The organism is Mangrovactinospora gilvigrisea, assembly GCF_001879105.1.
In the GTDB taxonomy this organism is placed as follows: domain Bacteria; phylum Actinomycetota; class Actinomycetes; order Streptomycetales; family Streptomycetaceae; genus Mangrovactinospora; species Mangrovactinospora gilvigrisea.
Genome location: NZ_MLCF01000008.1, coordinates 1 through 16257, shown reverse-complemented (window position 1 = coordinate 16257; position 16257 = coordinate 1). Strand labels below are relative to the sequence as shown.

Genomic DNA, 16257 nt, shown 5'->3' with positions numbered 1-16257 from the left:
CCGGCGGCCCCGTACCCACACAGCGCACGGGACCGGAAAAGTGTCACACCCGCACGTCAGGCACGTGGCGGGAGGGCCTTCTGGAGCTGCTTGGCGACGTCCGCGACCTCGCCGCCGATCCGGGCGGACTCGCTGCGGCCGAGGCCGGCGACCTCGACGGAGACCGTGCCGTCGGCGTTGTCGCGGGCCCGCACCCACACCCGGCGGCGCTGCACGAAGAGCGAGCCCATCAGGCCCAGGATCGCCGCCACCGCGCTCCACAGCGCGAGCCCGGTGCCGGGGTTGTGGGAGATGGTGAAGCTCGCCCACTGGTCGACGCCGTCGAGGGTGATCGAGCCCTCGCCGTTCGGCAGCTTCATGGTGTCGCCGATGCCCAGCTTCTGCGCCAGCGGCTGCTTGTTCGCGCCCTGGTACTGCTTCAGATAGGTGTGGTCGAGCTGGTAGACGCTCTGCGGAATGCCGCCGTCCATGTTCAGGTCGCCGTGGTAGGCGGTCAGCAGCAGCGCCGGATTCTCCATCGCCGGGAAGGCGGACGCCATTCCGGTCTGCATGCTCGCGCCGGCGAAAGTCGGGAGGAAGATCCCCTCCAGCCCGATCTGCTCCTTCTTTCCGGCCTTGTTCCGGTATCCGTCCGGAATCTTGAAAACGCCCTTGGAGGAGAGGTTGTTGTCGTACGGCAGGAATGCGGAGGCACCCCGGTAGACAACGTTCCCGTGGGCGTCGCGGACCGTGACGCGCGGCGAGTAGCCGTGCGAGACGAGGAACACCTTCTCGCCGTTGATGTCCAGCGGGTCGTTCACCTGGATCACCGCTCCGTGCGGTTTTCCGGTGCCGTTCTCGCGGTAGGTGACGCGCGCCTTGAACTCCGTCGCGGTGCCGCGTTCCGGCCCGGACTGCGCGAACTTCGCGGTGAAGCTGTTCAGCGTCAGCGAGAAGTCGCCGAGGTCGTCGACGGTGTAGAGCGGGCCGTGGTTGAAGTCGTCGTACTGGGTGAGGGTGTTGGCGAAGCCGCTGCCCACCGGCATCAGCTTGGTGCCGGTCGCCCCCCAGAGGCTGCCGGACGCCACCGCGAAGAGCAGCCCGAACAGGGCGATGTGGAAGACCAGGTTGCCGGCCTCCCGCAGATAGCCCTTCTCCGCCGCCACCGAGTCGGCCGCGGCGCCCTCCGCGCCCGGCGCGCTCAGCCGGAACCGGCGGGCGCCCAGCACCTTGCGGCCCAGCGCCAGCGCGGTCTCCGCGTCCTCGGCCGAGGTCGTCCAGCTCAGGTGCGCCGGCATCCGGTCCAGCCGGCGCGGGGCGCGCGGCGGACGGGCCCGCAGCGCCTGGGCGAACTGCCAGCTGCGCGGCAGGATGCAGCCCGCCAGCGAGACGAAGAGCAGGATGTAGATCGCCGCGAACCACCACGAGCTGAAGACATGGAACATGTCCAGCTTGTCGTAGATCGGGGCGAGCTTGGTGTGGTCGGTGTGGAACTGGGCCACCCGCGCCGGGGACTGGGTCTCCTGCGGGATCATCGAGCCGGGGATCGCCGCCAGCGACAGCAGGAAGAGCAGCAGCAGCGCCACCCGCATCGAGGTCAGCTGCCGCCAGAACCAGCGCAGCCAGCCGAGCGGGCCCAGCGAGGGCTGCGTTATCTCCGGGGACGGTCCGCCGACGTGCCCGACGCCGTCCTCCGGGGCACTGGACAGCCGCCGGGCCGCGGCGAGTTCGCGCTCCTCGGAGGCGCTCTCGACCGCGGTGTTCGCGTCCTCGGTACCGGCGCCGGTGTCCGGGCTCAGGGAATCGCGGCTCACGGGATCACAATCCGATCGAGTAGTTCGAGGTCCAGTACTGCAGCTGGTTGACCAGGGACGACCAGGCGCCGGTCACCAGCGCCAGCCCGACCAGCACCAGCATCCCGCCGCCGATCCGCATCACCCACTGGTAGTGGCGCCGGACGAAGCCGAAGGCGCCCAGCGCCCGCCGGAACGCCAGCGCCGCCAGCAGGAACGGCAGCCCCAGGCCCAGGCAGTAGACGGCGGTGAGGAAGGCCCCGCGCAGCGCGCTCGCCTGGTCGATGGAGAGCGAGGTGACCGCCGAGAGCGTCGGACCGATGCACGGCGTCCAGCCCACCCCGAAGAGCACACCCAGGATCGGCGCGCCCACCCAGCCCATCTCCGGACGGTAGTGGAAGCGCGCCTCGCGCTGCGTGAACCGGCCCAGCACCCCGCCGAGCACGCCCATGAAGGAGAGGCCCAGCAGGATCGTCACCGAGCCGAAGACGATGTTGAGGGTGGTGCGGTACTCCTGCAGCGTCGAGCCGAAGTAGCCGAAGAGCGCGCCGGTGGAGACGAAGACCGCGGTGAAGCCGAGCACGAAGAGCAGCGCGCCGATCGCGATCCGGCCGCGCTTCTGCTCCTTGAGGTCGACGCCGACGCTGCCCGTCACATAGGAGAGGTAGCCGGGCACCAGCGGCAGGACGCACGGCGAGAAGAACGAGACGAGCCCGGCGAGCAGCGCGATGGGCGCGGCCGCGAGCAGCGCGCCGCTGGTGATGGTGTGGCCGACGTTGCCCATCGGCGGCTAGGCCTTCTCCTTGGCCACCGGGTCGATGATGCCGGCGAGCTGCTGGGCCGAGGTGAGCTCGACGAGGGCGCGCACCGCGATGCGGCCCCGGCGGTCGATCACCAGGGTGGAGGGGATGGTCTGCGGCGGCAGGTTGCCCTTGAAGCGCAGGATCAGATTGCCGGCCTCGTCCTGGATGCTCGGGTAGGCGATCCCGAAGTCCTTCTCGAAGGCGCGCGGCTGGGAGAGGTCGGTGTCGCGGGTGTTGAGCCCGAGGAACTGCACCCCATTCTTCGCCTCGCTCCTGGAGACCTTGGCGAAGACCGGCGCCTCCTTGCGGCACGGCGCGCACCAGGAGCCCCAGACGTTCAGCACGACCACCTTGCCGCGGTAGTCGGAGAGCTTGACGCTCTTGCCGTCCAGGGTCTTCCCCCCGATGTCCGGGGCGGCCGCGCGCTTGCCGGCGGCGATCCGGGTGACCTCGCCGGTCCCCTTGGGGAAGCCGCTGGTGTCGCCGGACGAGGAGCTGCCGGACGAGCCGCTGCTCGCGCACGCCGAGAGCAGCAGCGCGGCCGCGGCGCCGAGTGCGGCGAGGCAGGCGGGGGTGCGCAGTCGGGCGCGCGACGCGCCCGAACCGGAGCGGGCAACACTCATGCGACGAGTTTCGCATGAGCGTTTTGCCCCGCTGTGCCTGGCCCCTCTCCTTGCGTTTCGGGGCACGGGGGCGGTGCGGATGACCTGCGCGTCTAAGCCCTGTGTGAGCACGCACAGGCCCGTGCGGCCGAGCGGCAGGCAACCTTCCGCGCCGCGTCCGGCGTCTTCTACCGGCGCGATCCCCCGTCGCTCTTCGGAGGCGATTCACATGACCTGTTTCTTCGACGCCAACCACGGACAGGGCGTCGTCACCGTCAACTGGTCCCCCCAGTGGGGCGTGCCGCGGCCGATCCAGGCCTGCCAGGCCTGCGCGCAGCGCGTGGAGACCACCGCGCCGCCGTTCTACACCCCGCAGCAGCAGGGATATCCGCAGCAGGGCGGCTACCCGCAGGCCGGGGGGTACCCGGCCGGCGGCGGCTACCCCCAGCAGGGCTACCCGCAGCAGGGCTACCCGCCGCCGCGCCGCGGCCACAGCACCGGCGCGCTGATCGGCGCCGGCGCGGCCGGCCTGATCGGCGGCGCGCTGATCGGCGAGGCCCTCGCGGACGACGACAACGACAACAACCGCGACGAGCGGCCCGAGGTCGTCAACAACTACTACGAGGACAACGGCAACGACCGCGACTACCAGGACAACAGCTACGACGACGGCAACTACGGCGGCGGGGACGACGGCAACTACGACGACAACAACTTCTGATCCCTGAGCCGCTCCAGGATGAGGACGTCGACCGGGGACACCCGTCCCCGGTCGGCCCAGCCGATCCAGTCCAGCTCGTCGATCTCCGCGCTGGGCGTCAGCTCGCCGTCGTAGTCGGCGGTGTAGCAGGTCATCCGGACCACGACGCCGTCCGCCTTGCCGTCCGCCTGGGCCTCGAAGACGCCGTAGGGGGCGACGGTGCCGGGACGCAGCTCGACGTCGAGCTCCTCCTTCACCTCGCGCAGCAGCGTCTGCGCGTCGCTCTCGCCGGCCTCCCGCTTGCCGCCCGGGAAGTACCAGGCCGTCTTGCCCTTGGAGCGGGTGCTGAGCACCCGCCCGTTCTGCACGCGGATCCAGGCCACCTTGTCGATCATGGCGCTCACTCTAGGACGCCGGCGGCGACGGATGGTGCGGCTGGTAGAGCGCCAGCTCGCCACCCCCGGGCAGGCGCAGCGCGGTGACGCGGCCCCAGCGGGCCTCCTTCACCGGGCGGGAGAACTCGTGGCCGCGGGCGCGCAGCGCGATCCGCGCCGCCTCCAGGTCCTCGCACATCAGCATCAGCTCGTGGCTCTCCGCCTCGGCGGGGTGGACGGCGACCTCGGCGGGCGGCAGCCGGAAGATCAACCAGCCGCCGCCGGCGTCCACCCAGTCCAGCCCCAGCACGTCCTTGAGGAAGGCCCGGTCGGCCTCCGCGTCCCGCGAGTACACCACCACATGCGCGCCGCTGATCATGCGTCAACGGTAGCTGGGCAGGTCGCGGTCGCGCGGGTTCAGCGCGCGGTCGATCCCGACCAGCAGCAGCGCCCCGACCAGGGCGGCCGCCAGCACGGCGACGATGTTGCGGACGGCGGTGCCGTAGCCGAGGGAGGAGACGTCCAGGAACGGGTACGGGTACCAGCCGGACGCCGCGCCGTGCGCGAGGGTCCAGCCGATCCACGCCACCGGCCACAGGAACGCCCAGCCGACCGTCCGCCGGTCGATCCGCCCGCGCGGCCCGAAGAGCAGCCAGCCCAGCAGCGTCGCCGGCGGGGTGACGTAGTGCAGCCCGGCGGTGACCACCAGCGCCTCGCCGGTCAGATGGAGCTTCGGGGCCAGCAGCAGCCCGTAGACGAGGCCGGTGACGCCGATGCCGAGCAGCGTGTCCAGCCGCAGCACCCGCCAGCCGGGCCCGTCCCGGTCGGGCCGCCGCAGCAGCGTGAAGGCGCAGACCGCGACGAGGATGTTGCTCTCGATGGTGAAGTAGCTGAAGAACCGGAGGATGCGGGTGCCCAGCGGGGCCGCGGTTCCGGCGGCGCCGGAGTTGACGTCCGTCCCGCCCTGCACGACCAGCACGAACTGCCAGACGAGCGAGGCGAGCGCCACCGCCAGCAGCAGCCCGTGCCACACCCGGCTGCCGGTCGATCCTCGAACACCCGTGCTGACATGCAATGTTGACACCGCGCCACGCTAACCGAGACGGGGCGCGAGGCGTGGGACCCGCGTGGTTCAATGGCGCGGGTCAGACCGGTGAGGTCCGATCAACAGGGGGATGGGCGTTGCAGCCGGTACGCGAGACGGACCCGCGACGGGTCGGTCCTTTCGAGATCGTCGGTGTCCTGGGAACCGGCGGGATGGGCCGCGTCTACCTGGGCCTGCGGGAGGACGGCGGCCGCGCCGCCGTCAAGGTGATCAACGGCGAACTCGCCCACAACTCGGCCTTCCTGCAGCGCTTCCGGCGCGAGGTGCGCGCCACCGCGGCCGTGACGGGACGGCGCGTGGCCGCCGTTGTCGACCACGATGTCGACGCCGAGCAGCCCTGGCTGGCCACCGAGTACGTGGACGGGCCCTCGCTCCAGGAGGTCATCGAGGAGCGCGAGCGGCTGGACGCCGCCGCGGTGCGGGAGTTGGGCGCCGGCCTCGCCGAGGCGCTCGCCGCCATCCACGCCGCCGGGCTGGTGCACCGGGACGTCAAGCCCGGCAACATCCTGATGCCCGGCGGGGGCCCGCGGCTCATCGACTTCGGCATCGCCCGCGGCGCGGCCGTCACCACCCTGACGCAGACCGGCTTCGTGCTGGGCACCCCGCAGTACATGGCGCCCGAGCAGCTGCGGGACGGGGCGAAGGTGGGGCCCTCGGTCGACGTCTTCGCGCTCGGGCTGGTGCTGGCGTACGCGGCGGCCGGGCGGCACCCGTTCGGCGAGGGCGACTCGGCGGCGATCGGCTTCCGGATCGTCTACGAGGAGCCCCGCCTGGACGGGCTCACCCCGGAGTTGGCGGCGGCGGTGGGGCGCTGCCTGGCGAAGAAGCCGGAGGACCGTCCGACGCCGGAGGAGGTGGCGGCGCTGCTGGCGGCGGTGCCGCCGGAGGTGGCCGGGGCGTCCGCGGCCGGGGCGCCGGCGGCCGGGGCGCCGGCGGCGGTGCCGCCGGAGCCCGCGGAGCCCGTCGCGGCGGCGAGGCCCCCGGAGTCCGCCGACGCGCCGGAGCCCTCGGGGGCGCCGGCCTCCTCCGCGCCCTCCGCGGGGCTGCCCTCCGAGCCGGTGACGGATCCCGGCGCCCGGGAGGCCACCTCCCCCGGCGGCACCGCGCCCCGGCCGCGCCGGCGGCGGCGCTGGCCGGCGATCGCGGGGGCGGGCGGCGCGGTGGCCCTCGTCGTCGTGCTCGCCTACGCGCTCGGCATGGAGGGCCTGCCCGGCTCCGGCGCCGCCGCGAACGCCGGCGGGCGGACGGACAACGGGGCCACCGCGAGCGCCGGGGCGACGCTGACCGGCTCGGCCTCCCCGGACACCGCGGCCGGGCACGCGCCGTCCCCGAAGGCCTCCTCCAAGCACCCCAAGGGCAGTTCCTCGCCGCGGCCCACCGGCAGTGCGACGGCCACCGCCGGCGGCTCGTCCCGGGGCAAGGGCTCCTCCTCGGACGGCTCGGGCTCCTCGGGCTCGTCCGGCTCCGGGTCCGGCTCCTCCGGCTCGGGCTCCGGCGGCGGCTCGGGATCCTCCGGGTCCGGCTCCTCGGGGTCGGGCTCCGGCGGCGGCTCGGGCTCGGTGCCGCCGTCCATGACGACCTATCAGGTCCACTACTACGAGTACTGCGCGGGCGCCTGCGCGATGCCGCTCACCGTCAGCTGGTCGTCGATCCCGCGCGCCACCCGCTACCAGATCCACTACACCAACAACCGCGGCAATGTGGACACCACCTACACCACGAGCGGCGACAGCTACGTCATCCAGGGCTCGCAGGGCCCCTACTCGGGCGACAAGATCTGTGTGAAGGTGCGCGCCGCCAACAGCAGCGGCGCCTCCGGCTGGGCCCCGACCTGGTGCAACACCGTGCCGTACTGAGCGGGCTCGGAGCGGAACCGGATCAGAAGTCGTACGGCTTGGCGGGGCTCCAGTTCAGCACGTCGGCCTCGTTCCAGCTGAAGGAGGGCGTGCTGCCGGTGGAGTCGACGGAGTAGGCCGGGCCGGCGGTGCCGTCCGCGCCGCGCAGCGCGACGGCGAACTCGGTGGCCGTCTTGTCGTTGCTGCCGTAGTCGTAGAGGTTGACGGCGCTGTAGGCCTTCTGGCCGGGGTGCAGGTAGACGAGCGCGTCGCCGCTGTCGACGTCCTTCTTGGAGTGCGGCAGCACCGGGCCGTCGCCGCCCAGCCGGATGTCGGGGTAGGAGGTGATCCAGCAGGTCGTGCTGCCCGGGTTGGAGATCGTCACCAGCAGGTGGTCGCCCTGCTGGTTCGCGAGCTGGTGCTGCGCGGTGACGAGCACCGAGGAGCCCTGGCACGGCCGGACGCCGGCCGCGGCGCCGCCGGAGCCGCTGCCCGACCCCGCCTGGCTGCCCGAGCCGGAGCCCGAACCCGAGCCGGTGCTCCGGTGGGTGGGGGCGGCCGTGGGGGTGCCCTTGCCGGTGCCGGTGCCACCGCCGTTGGCGCTGCCGCCGGTGCCGTTGGTGCTGCCGCCGTTGCCGTTGTCGGTCTGCTGCGCGCCGCCGCCGGTGCTGCCGCCGCCGGCGTTGCCGTTCGCGGTGCCGCCGCCGTTGCCGCTGCCGTTGGCGGCGATGTGGGCGCTGCCCGAGGCGTTCAGTCCGTCCGCGCCGCCGCAGGCGGTCAGGCTCAGCGCGAGCGCGGCGGTGACGGTGGCCAGTGCGGCGATGCGGATCCGGGAGGTGCGCATGATCGGGTTCCCCCTGCGTCGGTGCGGGCCCTCGGTCGTTCCCGCGGTGTGCACACCACAGTGGCCGGGCCCGCTAACGCCGCGCTCACTCCCCGCCAACACCCCGCGAACGCCGCGGTGTCGGGCGCCTCACGCGCCCGACCTCCCAGGTCAGGGCCACACCAGGCAGAACAGCTGGTGCCCCGCGTCGTGCAGCCGGTGGGCGAAGTCCTGCCATTCGTGGAGCTGGTGGCAGGGACGATCCACCTGCCTGCGACGATGCGATCACACCGACGCCGAGCTGCACGGATCCCTTTTGCACCTTTCACTGCTCGTCGGCGTTTTCGGCTGCCCTGTGCCCTGAGAGTGCCCCGCCCGCGTCGTCCCCTGGAGGAGTTCGCACCAGGTCGTCAGCTGGTCAGGCCGGTGACGGCGTCGCCGATGTATTTGGCGCCGAGGACGACCAGCAGGGTCGTCATGATCGCCGCGTTGTGCGCCGACATCCACGCCTTCCACCCGCCCAGAACCCTCGTTGAGCGGCTGCCGCCGAAGAGGTAGACGGCCAGCGGCCCCAGTGCGCAGAGCGAGCCGATGACCACCATCAGCACTCCGGCCACCGCCTTGTCGCCGGCCGAGGCACCCGCGGTCGAGGCGATCGACAGCGCGCCGCCGACCGCCAGCACCAGGTTCTTGGGGTTCGCCGCCACCAGCACCGCGGCCAACCCGGCGGACTTGGCGGGGGTGAACCGGTCGATCGCCGCCATCCACTTCGGCGGGGCGGACTCCTTGCCCTCGCGGGGACGTCCCCGCCACTGCTTGACGCCCATCAGCAGGAAGAGCACCCCCAGCGCCAGCTTCACCCACAGCGCCCAGCCGGACGGCCCGCTGCTGTGCGCGGCCGCGTCCCCGCCCGAGCCGGCCGCGATGACCGCACCCGTCAGGACGGCCAGCGCCACCACCCAACCGAGGGTGAACGCGATCCCGTTGGAGCGGCCCCGCGGCGTGGCGAGCATCAGAATGATCGCCACCAGCGGCAGCGGACTGATGGCGATGCCGACCGCGGAGGCCAGCATCTGCCCGATCGCAGCACCCACCGGGCCTCCTTCAGGGGTGACGACAGCGAAGTCGAATCACCGCCATCCCATCCGCGCCCGCGTCCTTGCACCGGGCGGACGGAGCCGAATGAGTGAGGACCGCGGCGTCCGCGGCGTCCGCGCCGGGCGATCCCGGACGGTCCAACCCGGCTCGTCCCGTGCGGTGGGCCTCCATACCGTCGGCTCATGGCATCCTCCGCGCGGGAGACCGCAGCCCACGAGCCCCTGGCGCCCCCGATCCCCGTGGAGCGCGTCACCGACGAGTACCTGCGCGCCCTCGGCCGGTTCGCCTACCTGTGGGGCTGGCCGCTGGTCAACATGCACAACCGGCTCACCGTAATGGAGCAGGTGCCCGCCCCCGGGCTGCTCGGCGGGATCGTCCCGGCCGGGCCGCCGGGAACGGTGGGGATGCTGCACGACTACATCACCCCCGAAGAGCGCATCGTGGCCTGCCCCAACCAGGACGTCGTCTACGGCTTCGGCGCCCTGGACGCGAGCCGCGGCCCCTCGGTCGTCCAGGTCCCGGACTTCGGCGACCGGTTCTGGGTCTACCAGGTCGTCGACCAGCGCACCGAGGCCTTCGCCCAGCTCGGTGCCATGTACGGCACCAAGCCCGGCTGCTACCTGCTGGCCCCCGCCGACTGGGACGGCGAGATCCCCGAGGGCATCGCGGGCGTCTTCCGCTACGACACCCGCATCGCGGTCTGCATCCCCCGGGTGTTCATGAACGACACCGACGCCGACCGCGCCGCCGTCCAACCCCTGATCAACCAGATCATGGTCTACCCGCTCGCCGAGTACACCGGGGAACTGCAGACCACCGACTGGTCCAAGGCCCCCAGCTACCCGGCCGGCGACGCCACCGGCGGCGAGCAGGAGACCCAGTGGGTCGACCCCAAGACCTTCTTCGACCTGCTGCCCGCCGTCCTGGACGAGGTCCCGCCGCGCCCCGGCGAGGCGGCCCTGCACGCCCAGTTCCGCTTCCTGACCGACACCGCCGCGGCCGACCCCAAGGCCGCCGAGACGCTGCGCGCGGCGGCGGTCAACGCCAACTCCACCCTGGTGCAGGAGCTGTTCCAGTTCCGCAACATCGGCATCCCGCTGGACCACCACTGGAGCACCCAGCGCAACGGCGCCGCCTTCGGCAGCGACTACCTCAGCCGCACCGCGATGGGCAAGGCCAACATCTTCGTCAACCTGCCCAGCGAGACCGCCTACTTCTACCAGGACCTGGACGCCGACGGTCAACCGCTGACCGGCGACCACGGCTATGCGCTCACCTTCCCCGCCGACGCCCTGCCGCCGGCCCAGGGCTTCTGGTCCGTCACCCTCTACAACGAGCACCACTTCTTCCACCCCAACGAGCTGAACCGCTACTCGCTGGGAACCAAGAACACCGGCCTGCGCCTGGGAGAGGACGGCTCCCTGACGCTCTACGCCGGAGCCAGGCCGCCCGCCGAGAAGGACCGCCCCAACTGGCTGCCGGCCCCCACCGGGCACTTCTCCCTCTACCTGCGCGCCTACTGGCCCGAGCCGGCCGCCCTGGACGGCACCTGGCGCCCGCCCGCCGTCACCAAGACCTCCAGCTGACCCTCCACCGTCCAGGCGAAAGGCGCCCGCCATGACCTCGGCATCCGAAAGAACCGACCGCTACCAGGCCCTGGCATCACTGCCGTTCGCCGACGGCCACCCCACCGACGCGACCGCGCGGACCCTGGAGGAGGAGCTGTTCTTCCAGCGCGCCGTGCAGACGTATCTGTGGGCGCTGCCGACCGTCAACGCCTGCGCGATGCGCGACGGCCTCGGCGAGGTGTTCGGCCGCGGCTACCAGGTGATGAACGTGTTCGAGCAGCGCCTGAAGCCCCGCACCCTGATCACCACCCCCAACTGCGACGTCATCTACGGCATGGCCTTCGCCGACCTGAGCGCCACCGGACCGCTGGTGGTCGAGGCCCCGCCCGGTATCCAGGGGTTGGTCGACGACTTCTGGCACCGGCCGCTGACCGGACCCCTGATCGACGGCGTCCAGTATCTGGGCGACATCGGCCTGCCCGGCCCCGACCACGGCAAGGGCGGCCGCTACCTGATCGTCCCCGACGACAGCGAGCCGGAGACCGAAGGAGCGTGGGACGAGTACTTCGTCTACCGCAGCCCCACGGACAACATCTACTTCCTGCTCCGAGGCTTCTTCTCCTCCGTCGACGACCTCTCGCCCGGGGTCGCCTCCATCGAGGGCATCCGGCTGCATCCGCTGGACGGCGAGGCAACGCCGATGCGCTTTGCGCACGCCTCCGACACGCCCGCCGACGCTCTCTACCCCCGCGACGCCTCCTTCTACGATGTGCTCGACGCCTTCGTCCAGGCCGACCGCATCGACCGGGTCGACCCCTACATGCACGGCGTGCTGGCGGCCCTCGGCATCCGCAAGGGCCAAGCCTTCTCGCCCACGCCCCGGCAGCGCGAGCTCCTGGAGGCCGCGGCGCTGACCGCCTGGAAGACCGCCAAGACCCTGGCCGCCGGCTACAACCGGGAACCGGACGCCCTGTGGTGGGCCGACCGGCAGTGGGTCGCGCACGCCAAGACCGCGCAGGACGACTTCTGGCACACCCTGCTCGACGAGCAGTTCCGCACCCGCGCCACCGGCCACACCGATGTCAACGCCAAGGCGCACATGTTCGTCAACCACTACTCCATCAGCACCGGCATGATCAGCTCCGTCGTCGGGTTCGGCGCCAAGTACGCCGGCGCCTACCGCGACCACGACGGCGAGCTGCTGCGCGGCGAGCACACCTACCGCATCGACCTGCCGGCCGACCCGCCCGCCCGGCTGTTCTGGTCGCTGACCTTGTACGACGCCGAGACTGCCGCCGAGGTCGACGTCGAGGGCCAGGTCTTCTCCTCGCTCAACGGCATGAACGACATCGCCTTCAACGACGACAAGTCGATCACCATCCACATTGGACCCGAGCGTCCCGACAGGGCCGAGAACTGGATCCGGACCGCACCGGACCGGGGATGGTTCGCCCTTATCCGCTGGTACGGGCCGCAGCAGGCTTTTTTCGACCGGAAGTACAAGCCCGGCGACTTCGTCAGAACCACGGAGGGCGACAACGCCTGACGCACTGCCGATGGGGACACTCCCGCCTCCGGGCCTGTGGAGAATCAGGTGGCGGTACCCAAGGGTTGTCCGCGGCTGGATCTCCCATTGCATTGCGGACCCACCACTCCAGAAAACCAGGTAACCGACTCTCCATCAAACCCGGTACTTGACACCTTCCGGTGCCCTGGGGTCGGTGTGTGCCCTGAGAGTGCCCTGGCCATGCCGGAGCGGGCCTCCCGAAGATCGCGCGGAGGCCGCGATCGCCCATCCGGAAGCCGGAGTCCTACCAGTTCAGGGCCACACCAGGCAGAACAGCTGGTGCCCCGCGTCGTGCAGCCGGTGGGCGAAGTCCTGCCATTCGTGGAGCATCCGGTAGATCACGAAGGCGTCGCGCGGGCCGCCCCGGTCCGGGACGGTGGACCAGACGAAGGCCGCCGCGCCCAGCTCCTCCTCGCCGGCCTTGCGGAGCGGCTCCAGGACGGACGGCGGCAGCTGCATCACCGCGTAGTCCGGGTGGAGCACCACCAGCTCCAGCGGCGGGACGTCCTTGAGCCGGTAGCCCTCGATGCCGGTGAGGACGATGGCGCTCATCGTCTCCGGCTTGATCTTCGTGGACAGCCCGGCGATCGACTCCTCGCCGACGCGCTCCGCGTCCGGCTCGCCGTCGGGCGGGGAGGGCGAGAGCACCTCGCGCAGCTCGCGGGCCGCGCCGGAGTCGAACGGGTCGTCCGAGTCGGCGGACGCGCCCGCGCCGAGGCCGTCCCGGCCCATCACCGTCGGCACGCGGGCCGCGGTGGCGCGGTCGGGCGCCCCGAAGTACTTGTAGGTCACCCCCATGTCGACACCCGCCCTCCCTTGGGCGAAGGTCCCGGTCGCCTCATCCGCATCCGCCCCTTGCCCGGCTGCTCCCGTCGTCCCGCGCGGTCCAGCTCGTTCCGATGTCCTCGTTGTCCTACCCGTTGTCCGACGACCATGCTCCTCGACTGACGTGACGCCCGTCCCACGGCCCGATCATCGTCCCAGATGATCGGACGGGACGTGCCGAGGTCCGGTCAGCGGTTTGAGACCATGTACGGCGTGAGCTATCCGTACGCAGCCCCAGTTTCGCAGACACTGTTCCACCGAGCGGCCGCCGTAACCCCCGGCGGCGTCAACTCGCCGGTGCGGGCCTTCCGCGCGGTGGGCGGCACGCCCCGCTTCATGACGGCGGGTCATGGACCGTACCTCACCGACGCGGACGGGCGGGAGTACGTCGACCTCGTCTGCTCGTGGGGCCCGATGCTCCTCGGCCACGCGCACCCCGAGGTGGTCGCCGCCGCGACCGAGGCGGTGGCCCGCGGCACCTCCTTCGGCGCCCCGACGGAGGGCGAGGTCGCCCTCGCCGAGGAGATCGTCGCCCGGGTCGGGGCCGTCGAGGAGGTCCGGCTGGTCAACTCCGGGACCGAGGCGACGATGTCCGCCATCCGCCTGGCCCGCGGTTTCACCGGCCGGCCGAAGGTGGTGAAGTTCGCCGGGTGCTACCACGGTCATGTGGACGCGCTGCTGGCCTCGGCCGGTTCGGGCGTCGCCACCCTGGCCCTGCCGGACACGCCCGGGGTGACGGGCGCGCAGGCCGCCGACACGGTCGTGCTCCCCTACAACGACCTGGCGGCGGTGGAGGCGGCGTTCGCCGCGCACCCCGGTCAGATCGCCTGTGTGATCACCGAGGCGGTGCCCGGCAACATGGGCGTCGTCCCGCCGCGCCCGGGCTTCAACCGGGGGCTCGCGGAGCTCTGCGCCCGGGAGGGCGCGCTGCTCGTATCGGACGAGGTCATGACGGGGTTCCGTCAATCTCGATCCGGTTGGTACGGAATCGAAGCCGAACCGGAAGGTTGGCAGCCCGACCTGATCACCTTCGGAAAGGTGATGGGCGGCGGCTTCCCGGCGGCGGCGTTCGGCGGACGGCGCGAGGTCATGGAGCGGCTCGCCCCGTCCGGGCCCGTCTACCAGGCCGGCACGCTCTCCGGCAATCCGGTCGCCACGGCGGCGGGCCTCGCCACTCTGCGGCTCGCCGACGACGCGGTCTACGCGGCCGTCGACCGGAGCGCGGAGCAGATCTCCCGGGCCGCGTCGGAGGCGCTGGCCAAGGAGGGCGTGGCGCACCACCTGCAGAAGGCGGGGAACATGTTCTCCTTCGTCTTCCGGGAGGGCGCGGCCTTCGACTACGAGGACGTGCGGGCGCAGGACGCGTTCCGCTACAACGCGTTCTTCCACAGCATGCTGGCCGACGGCGTCTACCTGCCGCCGTCGGCGTTCGAGGTGTGGTTCCTCTCCGCGGCGCACGACGACGCGGCGCTGAACCGGATCGCCGAGGCCCTCCCGGCCGCGGCGCGCGCGGCGGCCGAGGCCACCGGAGAGGACGCGTGAGCGTGACGGACGTTCAGGGGCAGCCGACGACGGTTGTCCATGTGATGCGCCACGGCGAGGTGCACAACCCGGAGGGCGTGCTCTACGGGCGCCGCCCCGGCTACCACCTCTCCGAGCTGGGCCGGAAGATGGCCGACCGGGTCGCCTCGCACCTCGCCGACCACGATGTGACGCATGTCGTCGCCTCCCCGCTGGAGCGGGCGCAGGAGACGGCGGCGCCGATCGCCGAGAAGCACGGCCTGGAGGTGGCCACCGACCGGCGGCTGATCGAGGCGGCGAACATCTTCGAGGGCAAGACCTTCGGGGTGGGCGACGGCAGCCTGCGCAAGCCGGAGTACTGGCGGCACCTGGTGAACCCGTTCCGGCCGTCCTGGGGCGAGCCGTACGTCGACCAGGTGGTGCGGATGAACCTGGCGATCGAGGCGGCGCGCACCGCGGCGGTCGGGCACGAGGCGGTGGTGGTCAGCCACCAGCTGCCGATCTGGGTGACGCGGCTGCACGCGGAGAAGCGGCGGCTGTGGCACGACCCGCGCAAGCGGCAGTGCTCGCTCGCCTCGCTGACGTCCTACACCTTCGCCGGGGACCGGCTGGTGGCGGTCGGCTACAGCGAGCCGGCCCGCGACCTGCTGCCGGCGAAGCTGCGCGGCGCACCGATCAGCAAGGGCGCGTGACCGCGCCGGTTCCGGTCACGCGCGCCTGGTGTACTCCTGCAGCACCGCGCCGTTGAGCGGCCACTCCGCAAGGGCGCGTGACCGCGCCGGTTCCGGTCACGCGCGCCTCGTGTACTCCTGCAGCACCGCGCCGTTGAGCGGCCACTCCGCGGCGAAGCGGTAGCCGTCCCTCCGCAGGGCCGCGTACTTGGCGCGGCCCGCGGGGGTGCGGGCGGCGGCCGCGTCGGCGTCCGTCATCCGCCGGACGAGCAGCCAGACGCGGGGCGCCCGCAGCGGCGGCACGGTGCGGTGCTCGGTGCCGGTGAGCGTCGCCGAGCGGGCCGCCGGGAGGGCGAGCATCACGTCGTGGACGGCGGCGAAGTCCTCCGGGTAGGTGAGGGCGGCGAGCCGCATCCGGTCGCTGAGGAAGAGCACGTCGTCGCCGGGCCGCGCCCGTGCGCCGAGCGCGCCGGCGGCGGCCCGCAGGTCGATGGGCCGGCTGTCGGCCCCGCGGATCCCGGCCTGGTACGGAAGCTGCGCCGCGGCGATCGCCGCCACCCCGGCCAGCAGCAGCACCCCCCGCACCCGCCCCCGCATCACCCGCAGGGGCGCACCCCCGAGTTGACGCCCCGCCCGCGCACCGGCGCGCGTGCGCGCCGGAAGGCGCCGACGGCCCCCGGGTCCGCCTGCGACTACCACGGGCTTGCGTGCCGATAGGCGCCGACGCCCCTCGGGTCCGCCCCCCACGTCCCCGCCGGCCGCGGGCGCGACGGGCGCGGGTGTACCGGGCGCGGGTGCGCCGGACGCGGGTGCGCCGGACGCGGGCTTCCGGGGCGGGGCAGGCCCCCGGCGTCGCCCATCCGCCGCGGCGTCGGTGGTCGCGGGCGTGTCGGCCGCGCGCCTGCGCGCCGGAAGGCGCCAGCGCCCCTCGGGTCCGGCCACCACGTCCCCGCCGGGCGCGGGTGCGACGGCCGCGGGCGCGCCGGACGCGGG

General features: G+C 72.6%; 16 protein-coding genes. 6 read left to right on the top strand and 10 right to left on the bottom strand.

The features are described from left to right. Positions 1-56: 56 nt before the first annotated feature. Genes resB through BIV57_RS02680 form a run of 3 tightly spaced genes read right to left on the bottom strand, consistent with a single transcriptional unit; the run spans position 57 to position 3198 of the window. Positions 57-1793, bottom strand: a complete 1737-nt coding sequence (gene resB, locus BIV57_RS02690) for a cytochrome c biogenesis protein ResB (protein WP_071654982.1) — start codon at positions 1791-1793, stop codon at positions 57-59. 4 nt (positions 1794-1797) lie between these two features. Further along, positions 1798-2556 carry a cytochrome c biogenesis CcdA family protein gene (locus BIV57_RS02685; protein WP_071654981.1) on the bottom strand — a complete coding sequence of 253 codons (759 nt, stop codon included), beginning with the start codon at positions 2554-2556 and terminating at the stop codon, positions 1798-1800. Positions 2557-2562: 6 nt separating this feature from the next. Next, positions 2563-3198 (bottom strand): TlpA disulfide reductase family protein, encoded by a 636-nt coding sequence (locus BIV57_RS02680; protein WP_071654980.1) that lies wholly within the window; start codon positions 3196-3198, stop codon positions 2563-2565. 208 nt (positions 3199-3406) lie between these two features. On the opposite strand from BIV57_RS02680, the gene BIV57_RS02675 reads away from it, so the two are divergent. Next, positions 3407-3898, top strand: a complete 492-nt coding sequence (locus BIV57_RS02675) for a hypothetical protein (RefSeq protein ID WP_071654979.1) — start codon at positions 3407-3409, stop codon at positions 3896-3898. Here the strand turns inward: BIV57_RS02675 and BIV57_RS02670 are convergent. Genes BIV57_RS02670 through BIV57_RS02660 form a run of 3 tightly spaced genes read right to left on the bottom strand, consistent with a single transcriptional unit; the run spans position 3877 to position 5335 of the window. Then, entirely contained in the window at positions 3877-4272 is a 396-nt protein-coding gene (locus BIV57_RS02670; protein ID WP_071654978.1) for an NUDIX hydrolase, read from the bottom strand. The two genes, BIV57_RS02675 and BIV57_RS02670, sit on opposite strands and share 22 nt — an antisense overlap. 10 nt (positions 4273-4282) lie before the next feature. After that, entirely contained in the window at positions 4283-4630 is a 348-nt protein-coding gene (locus BIV57_RS02665; RefSeq protein ID WP_071654977.1) for a VOC family protein, read from the bottom strand. A gap of 3 nt (positions 4631-4633) precedes the next feature. Next, positions 4634-5335, bottom strand: coding sequence for a Pr6Pr family membrane protein (locus tag BIV57_RS02660; protein ID WP_217651675.1), 702 nt, complete (start codon positions 5333-5335; stop codon positions 4634-4636). Between BIV57_RS02660 and BIV57_RS24850 the strand changes: the two genes are divergently transcribed. After that, on the top strand, positions 5326-7212 hold the full coding sequence (locus BIV57_RS24850; RefSeq protein ID WP_079169947.1) for a serine/threonine-protein kinase: 1887 nt from the start codon (positions 5326-5328) through the stop codon (positions 7210-7212). The two genes, BIV57_RS02660 and BIV57_RS24850, sit on opposite strands and share 10 nt — an antisense overlap. Before the next feature lie 22 nt (positions 7213-7234). Here BIV57_RS24850 and BIV57_RS02650 read toward each other — a convergent pair whose 3' ends face one another. Next, positions 7235-8035: a DUF4232 domain-containing protein gene (locus BIV57_RS02650; RefSeq protein ID WP_071654974.1), complete on the bottom strand. Its 801-nt coding sequence runs from the start codon at positions 8033-8035 to the stop codon at positions 7235-7237. 389 nt (positions 8036-8424) lie between these two features. Beyond that, positions 8425-9108: a GAP family protein gene (locus BIV57_RS02645; protein WP_071654973.1), complete on the bottom strand. Its 684-nt coding sequence runs from the start codon at positions 9106-9108 to the stop codon at positions 8425-8427. A gap of 186 nt (positions 9109-9294) precedes the next feature. On the opposite strand from BIV57_RS02645, the gene BIV57_RS02640 reads away from it, so the two are divergent. Beyond that, the gene (locus BIV57_RS02640) at positions 9295-10698 is read left to right on the top strand and encodes a DUF1254 domain-containing protein (RefSeq protein ID WP_071654972.1); all 1404 of its coding nucleotides are present in this window, start codon (positions 9295-9297) and stop codon (positions 10696-10698) included. A 31-nt stretch (positions 10699-10729) separates the two neighbouring features. Further along, positions 10730-12226, top strand: a complete 1497-nt coding sequence (locus BIV57_RS02635; protein WP_071654971.1) for a DUF1254 domain-containing protein — start codon at positions 10730-10732, stop codon at positions 12224-12226. 273 nt (positions 12227-12499) lie between these two features. Here BIV57_RS02635 and BIV57_RS02630 read toward each other — a convergent pair whose 3' ends face one another. Beyond that, positions 12500-13045: a hypothetical protein gene (locus tag BIV57_RS02630; RefSeq protein ID WP_107409413.1), complete on the bottom strand. Its 546-nt coding sequence runs from the start codon at positions 13043-13045 to the stop codon at positions 12500-12502. A gap of 231 nt (positions 13046-13276) precedes the next feature. Between BIV57_RS02630 and hemL the strand changes: the two genes are divergently transcribed. Both hemL and BIV57_RS02620 read left to right on the top strand, forming a co-directional pair. Continuing rightward, the gene (gene hemL, locus BIV57_RS02625; protein WP_071654970.1) at positions 13277-14614 is read left to right on the top strand and encodes a glutamate-1-semialdehyde 2,1-aminomutase; all 1338 of its coding nucleotides are present in this window, start codon (positions 13277-13279) and stop codon (positions 14612-14614) included. 44 nt (positions 14615-14658) lie between these two features. Next, positions 14659-15285, top strand: a complete 627-nt coding sequence (locus BIV57_RS02620) for a histidine phosphatase family protein (RefSeq protein ID WP_071654969.1) — start codon at positions 14659-14661, stop codon at positions 15283-15285. Between the two features lie 96 nt (positions 15286-15381). Here BIV57_RS02620 and BIV57_RS02615 read toward each other — a convergent pair whose 3' ends face one another. Then, positions 15382-15864 (bottom strand): hypothetical protein, encoded by a 483-nt coding sequence (locus BIV57_RS02615; protein WP_139275408.1) that lies wholly within the window; start codon positions 15862-15864, stop codon positions 15382-15384. Between the last annotated feature and the right edge of the window lie 393 nt (positions 15865-16257).

Coding starts and splice junctions, on each gene's coding strand:
- BIV57_RS02685 (WP_071654981.1), bottom strand. CDS start 2,556: ATGGGCAACGTCGGCCACACCATCACCAGCGGCGCGCTGCTCGCGGCC.
- BIV57_RS02680 (WP_071654980.1), bottom strand. CDS start 3,198: ATGAGTGTTGCCCGCTCCGGTTCGGGCGCGTCGCGCGCCCGACTGCGC.
- BIV57_RS02675 (WP_071654979.1), top strand. CDS start 3,407: ATGACCTGTTTCTTCGACGCCAACCACGGACAGGGCGTCGTCACCGTC.
- BIV57_RS02670 (WP_071654978.1), bottom strand. CDS start 4,272: ATGATCGACAAGGTGGCCTGGATCCGCGTGCAGAACGGGCGGGTGCTC.
- BIV57_RS02665 (WP_071654977.1), bottom strand. CDS start 4,630: ATGATCAGCGGCGCGCATGTGGTGGTGTACTCGCGGGACGCGGAGGCC.
- BIV57_RS24850 (WP_079169947.1), top strand. CDS start 5,326: ATGTTGACACCGCGCCACGCTAACCGAGACGGGGCGCGAGGCGTGGGA.
- BIV57_RS02650 (WP_071654974.1), bottom strand. CDS start 8,035: ATGCGCACCTCCCGGATCCGCATCGCCGCACTGGCCACCGTCACCGCC.
- BIV57_RS02640 (WP_071654972.1), top strand. CDS start 9,295: ATGGCATCCTCCGCGCGGGAGACCGCAGCCCACGAGCCCCTGGCGCCC.
- BIV57_RS02635 (WP_071654971.1), top strand. CDS start 10,730: ATGACCTCGGCATCCGAAAGAACCGACCGCTACCAGGCCCTGGCATCA.
- BIV57_RS02630 (WP_107409413.1), bottom strand. CDS start 13,045: ATGGGGGTGACCTACAAGTACTTCGGGGCGCCCGACCGCGCCACCGCG.
- hemL (WP_071654970.1), top strand. CDS start 13,277: ATGTACGGCGTGAGCTATCCGTACGCAGCCCCAGTTTCGCAGACACTG.
- BIV57_RS02620 (WP_071654969.1), top strand. CDS start 14,659: ATGCGCCACGGCGAGGTGCACAACCCGGAGGGCGTGCTCTACGGGCGC.